This is a genomic window from Draconibacterium sp. (genome assembly GCF_041583095.1).
Classification (GTDB): Bacteria; Bacteroidota; Bacteroidia; order Bacteroidales; family Prolixibacteraceae; genus Draconibacterium.
Window position 1 is genome coordinate 1 of sequence record NZ_JBFHGM010000291.1, and the last position, 6200, is coordinate 6200.

Consider the following 6200-nt stretch of genomic DNA (forward strand, 5'->3'; position numbering starts at 1 on the left):
AAAGTAGTAACCAAGGTACTCGATATGGTAAATACGCTTGAGCCCATTGCCGGACGGTTTGCTCTTACCATTTTTGTTTTCGGAACACTTAGTGCAGGACTTTCATCTATTTTCCCGTGTTTGATGATTGCGCCATTGCTATTGGCGGATTACCAGGAAGGGAAATTGGATACGAATTCAAAACAATTTAAAATTGTTACAGCGCTTGCTGCTTTGGTTGCTTTATGGGTACCCATTGCCGGAGAAAATCCAATACAAGCCCAAATTCTAACCCAGGTTTTTAATGTATTTGTACTGCCATTGGTAATTGTCGGAATCATTATTCTTGCCAATAATAAAAAACGAATGGGTACCTATAAAATAGGTGCTTTTGTTAATGCCGGCCTTGTTTTGGCACTGGTTTTTTCACTAATCATATCGTACAATGGTGCTGCTGCCGTTTTAAATTATTTCTAAGCTAATTCAATAAGATTAAAAGGAATGAATCAATCAAAATCAATAATATACGTACTCCTTTTTATTGTGGGAATGTTTGCTATTACATTTCAAAGTTGCGAACAGCCTGAAGGGAATATCGTAAATACAGTTGGTGAATTTACCGAGGCGATGAACAATGCCGTTCCGGGCGACAAAATTGTCTTGGCAAACGGTATTTGGGAAGATGCAGAATTACTTGTAAATGCAAAAGGAACAGCCGAAAATCCGATTATTGTAACTGCCGAAGATAAAGGGAAAGTTATTTTCTCGGGTTTGTCTAATTTGAGGATTTCGGGCGAGTATGTTGAAGTATCGGGTTTGGTTTTTAAAAACGGGTACACGCCAAGTAACGAGGTAATTGCTTTCCGGGAGAGAAAAGGTGTTTATGGTAATCATTGCCGTTTAACTGAAGTGGTAATCGATAACTTTAACAATCCTGAGCGTCTTGTTTCTGAAACATGGGTAGCTGTTTATGGTAAAAACAATCGGGTAGATCATTGTGTCCTTAACGATAAGCGTGGAAGAGGTGTAACCATGACCATTCGTATGGTTGATGAAGCCTGTCATGATAACAATCATCTAATCGATCACAACTATTTTGGCTTTCGTCAGAATTACGGGAACAACGGTGGAGAAACCATACGTTTAGGAACAAGTCATTTTTCACTGGCTCATTCAGGAACTACCGTTGAAGCCAATTATTTTGATCGTTGCGATGGCGAACACGAAATCATTTCAAATAAAAGTTGTGGGAATGTTTTTAAAGACAATACCTTTTTTGAGTGTAGAGGCACTTTAACTTATCGCCATGGAAACGACAACGTTTCAGAAGGAAATTTCTTTTTTGGCAATGGGAAAGAGCACACCGGAGGTATTCGGATTATAAACGAACGAAACAAAGCGATAAATAATTATTTCTCAGGTTTAACAGGCTACCGTTTCCGTGGTGCAATGGTTATCATGAACGGCGTACCCAATTCGGCGCCCAATCGCTACGTTCAGGTTGACGGTGGTGTGTTTTCGAATAATACTTTTGTGAATTGTAACCATGTACAACTTTGTGCCGGTAGCGACGAAGAACGTTCGGCAATTCCGGTTAACACCAAAGTGGAGAATAACGTTTTTTATAATGATGCAAACAAAAAACTTTTTACCGTTTACGACGATATTAGTGGGATTTATTTTGCGAATAACTATTTAAGTGAAGGAGTGGAACCGCCGGCAGGCATTGACATTGATGTGGTTGAGATGAATTTGGTTGAAAATAACAATGGCCTGCCGGTTCCGGTTTCTCCTTTAATTAAAAGTGCAGGGTGTTCGTTAGAAAAGCCTGTTGCAACAAAAGAAAATACCGGTGTAAACTGGTATGTGTTAACCGATGAGAAACTTCGTTTCGGTATTGGTCACGAAACAATGGTGGAACATGGTTCAAACACCTTGTTTAATGCTGTGCGAAATTCAAAATCGGGAGATATTCTGGTTTTGAAAGATGGCGAATATATCAACAGTAAAAACATATTTGTCGCTCATCCCTTAACTATAAAGGCTGCACATAATGGTAAAGCAACTCTGTTTACCGAGAAGAACGATATGTTTGTGATTCAAAACCTGGGGGCATTAAAGTTGCAGGGATTGAATATGAGTGGTGCATTGTCGCCTGATATGGCCGGAAACTGTATTATTGGAACAAGTCGGCACTCGATGAACCGCAACTATAAATTAATTGTGGAAGATTGTACCGTTGAGGATTTGGTAGTAAACCATTCTTTCGATTTCATCAGGGTGGCAAAAAATACCTTTGCTGATTCGGTGGTTATCCGTAATTGTGCATTCAAAAACATAACAGGAAGTGTAGCTTCGCTAAATAAAGAAAACGATGATATTGGCGCGTACAGTGCCGAATATGTTATTTACGAAAACAATACCTTTGAGAAAGTTGGAAAAACAGTTTTGAACCTTCGTCGTGGAGGTACCGATGAAAGTACGTTTGGCCCAACGTTAATATTTAAGGATTGTAACATTACAAACTGCGGATGGGATAAACGCAATGATGTGAAGGGAAGTATTTACATTCATGGAGTTCAGGTGGCTGATATTTCCGATTCTGATTTTAAGAACAGTGCCCCGTTTATACTTCACCTAACTAATGGAGAACCTATCACGAGTATCTCAAATATAAATATTCATCCGAAAGCGAATATCGAATCAAATTCAAACGATTATACATTGAAAAATCTGACACATAATAACTAAACATGAATAGAATTAGTACATACTTGTTACTCGTTGCTACTATCCTTCTTTTTTCCTGTAATAATGAAAAAGAGACTGTAATTGAAGGTGATAGTGGTTTCCCAAAATTGATTCTACAGAAAGCATCAGTACCTGTAATTATTGATGGCTTACAGAAATACCCACTATTAAAATCATCTTTTGAAGATGCAAAAGAAATTGCGGATAAAGCAATAGAGGCCGGAATTGTAGTGCCATTCCCAAAAGATCCGGGCGGCGGTTATACCCACGAAAAGCATAAAAGGAATTACATTGAAATGTATAATGCCGGACTGGCATATCAGCTAAGTGGCGATGAAAAATATGCTGTGTTCGTGCGCGATATGCTGAGCGAGTATGCAAAGCTTTATCCAACCCTGGGCATTCACCCAATTAAGAAAAACCAGTCTCCTGGGAAATTGTTTTGGCAGGGATTAAACGAGTCAGTTTGGCTGGTTTATTCCATTCAGGCTTACGATTGTATTCATGAGTTTTTATCAGTAGAAGAACGGGAAAATATTGAAGAAAATCTCTTCAAAAAAGTTGTTGAGTTTTTTACCGTGGAAGATAAATATTCGTTCGATCGAGTACACAACCACGGAACCTGGGCAGTTGCCGGAGTAGGTATGACCGGAATGGTTTTGGGAGATTCCGTATTGGTACAAAAGGCATTGTACAGTACAAAACTGGATGGCTCAGGTGGTTTCTTCAAACAAATTGATGAGCTGTTTTCGCCCGATGGATACTATGCAGAAGGACCATATTACCAGCGTTATGCATTATTGCCATTTATTGTTTTTGCGCAGGCGTTGGACAATAATCTTCCTGAATTAAAAATATTTGAATATAAAAACGGTGTACTGCCAAAAGCCGTTACTACTGTTCTACAATTAACAAATTCCGATGGACGATTTTACCCTATAAACGATGCAATTAAGGAAAAATCGTGGCTGACCCCGGAATTGGTATTCGGAACCGATATTGTTTATAAGCTCACAGAAAACCCAACACTGCTCGATGTGGCTGAACACCACGGTAAAGTAATGTTAAGTGCCCAGGGTTTGGCTGTAGCCAAAGCCATTGCCGAAGGTAAAACGCAAAAATTTGAGCGCAAGTCAATGATTATACGTGATGGGGCCAATGGCGATAAAGGTGGTTTGGCTTTACTTCGTTTAGGCGAAAGTGAGAATCAGACATCAGTGTTGTTTAAATTCTCTTCGCAGGGAATGGGACACGGGCATTTCGATCGTCTTGGAATAAACCTGTACGACAAAGGACAGGAAATAATACCCGATTATGGCGCAGCTCGTTTTCTGAATGTTGCAGCAAAAGAAGGTGGGCGTTATCTGCCTGAAAATAAGACCTGGGGAAATCAGACGATAGCACATAATACATTGGTTATTAATGAGCGATCAAACTTTAATGGAAAATTAGGAAGAGCAGAGGAAAGCAGTCCTGAATTGCTTTTTGCCGACCTTGATAATCCGACAGTACAAATTGTATCGGCTATCGACGAAAATTGTTATGAAGGCGCTTCTTTAAACCGTGTTCTGGCATTGCTGGAAGTAGAAGGCAGAACGTACTTAATTGATTTATTCAACATTAAAAACCAAGAAAGCAGCCAGCTCGATCTTCCGGTTTATTTCAACGGACAGATCATTGATGCTAATTTCGGGTATTCAAGATTAAATCAATATGAGATTTTGGGTAAAGATCATGGTTATCAGCATTTAATTGTGGATGCAATTGTTGAAAATCTACCTCATACAGCCAGTATTTCGTGGATGAAAGAAACCGGATTTTATACCGTTTCAACTTTGGCCAATTCAAAAACTGAATTTTTTGTAACACGACTTGGTGCAAATGATCCGAATTATAACCTCCGTAACCAAATGGGAATGTTGTTTAGGTTCCCGAATTCGAAAGACAAAAAACTGCTTACCGTTTACGAAATGCACGGGAATTACAATCCGGCCAGTGAAGCCGTGCTGAATTCTGAAGGATCTGTAAAAGAACTTCAGTTGATAGAAGGCGATGACGAAAAAGTGGCCTTGATTTTACACTTGAAGAATGACAAAAAAATACAACTTCTGCTTGATCTAAATTTTGGAAACGAGAGCAAAAACACCATTCAGGTAGAAGGAAATACGATAGATTGGGAAGGAAATTATAAAGTAATAACAAATTAAAATAGACGATTATGGCAAGCGAAAAATTTATTAAGAACAGTGAGAATTGGGAAGATCTTGGTGGCGGTGTATCTCGTCAGTTTCAAGGCTGGGATAACCAGATTATGATGGTGAAAGTAAAGTTTGCAAAGGGGGCAGAAGGTGCTCCGCATCAGCACTTTCATACACAGGCAACCTATTGTGCTGCAGGTAAATTCGAATTCGTTATTGATGGCGAAAAAAGTATTATTGAAGCCGGAGAGGGAGTTTACATTGCTCCAAACTTATTACACAGTGCAGTGTGTTTGGAAGCCGGTATTTTAATCGATGTATTTAGTCCGGTGCGCGAAGATTTCCTTGATGGAAGTGGTGTTTCGTATTTCGGAGATAAAAAATAGTAGCTATGAAAATTAAAGGATTCAGATGGTGGATAATTGGCTTAATCTTTTTAGCCACCGTTATTAATTATATCGACAGAAGTGCCCTGAGTATCATGTGGGGTGGAGCAGATATCAGCGGATCTATTGCTCAATCGTTGGGTTTAACCAAAAACGATTATGCATTAATTTCTAATGTATTTATGGTTGCATACGCACTGGGCCAATTGTTCTCAGGCAAAATATTCGATAAGGTGGGTACACGTATCGGATATGTCTTAAGTATCGGTATTTGGGGACTTTCTTCATTTATGCATTCAATGGCACGCGGAGTTTTGTCTTTAAGTATTCTTAGAACTACATTGGGTATTTCCGAAGCCGGTAACTGGCCGGGAGCTGTAAAAAGTAATGCCGAATGGTTTCCGATAAAAGAAAGAGCTATTGCACAGGGGCTTTTTAATGCCGGAGCATCAATCGGTTCTGTAATTGCTCCCTTGATTATTGGATTTTTGTTTGTAGCATACGGTTGGAGAACCACTTTCATGGTGGTAGGATCGTTTGGATTAATCTGGATTATTCCATGGCTGATCATCAACAAAACAAGTTTAAAGAAACACCCTTGGGTAACAGAACATGAAAGACAATACATTCTTGCAGGGCAGAGTAAAGCTGATCAAAAAGCTGATGATACAACAAAAGGATTGAGTTTAAAAGAAATTCTTTCACACAAAGAATCGTGGTCGATAGTTGTAGGACGTTTTTTCCTTGAGCCTATTTGGTGGTTGTTTGTAACCTGGATGCCGATATATCTTTTCGATACCTATGGCTTTAATGTAAAAGAAGTCGCTTTATTCTTGTGGGTTCCATACGTTGGCGCTGCTGTTGGAAGTATCGCAGGAGGTTATGT

The 6200-nt window shown here is 39.2% G+C and carries 5 protein-coding genes; all 5 read left to right on the forward strand.

Annotated features, from left to right (window positions below; translation table 11 throughout):
- The coding region (locus ABZB17_RS19270; RefSeq protein ID WP_372652660.1) for a divalent metal cation transporter at nt 1-456 on the forward strand (456 nt) is incomplete at its 5' end.
- Between the two features lie 24 nt (nt 457-480).
- A complete protein-coding gene (locus ABZB17_RS19275) occupies nt 481-2730 on the forward strand; it encodes a chondroitinase-B domain-containing protein (protein WP_372652662.1) in 2250 nt (749 codons plus the stop codon).
- 2 nt (nt 2731-2732) lie between these two features.
- Nucleotides 2733-4937 carry an alginate lyase family protein gene (locus ABZB17_RS19280; protein ID WP_372652664.1) on the forward strand — a complete coding sequence of 735 codons (2205 nt, stop codon included), beginning with the start codon at nt 2733-2735 and terminating at the stop codon, nt 4935-4937.
- Nucleotides 4938-4948: 11 nt separating this feature from the next.
- A complete protein-coding gene (locus ABZB17_RS19285; RefSeq protein WP_372652666.1) occupies nt 4949-5314 on the forward strand; it encodes a cupin domain-containing protein in 366 nt (121 codons plus the stop codon).
- Between the two features lie 5 nt (nt 5315-5319).
- Nucleotides 5320-6200 (forward strand): MFS transporter (locus tag ABZB17_RS19290; protein WP_372652668.1); only part of this gene is annotated, 881 nt, incomplete at its 3' end.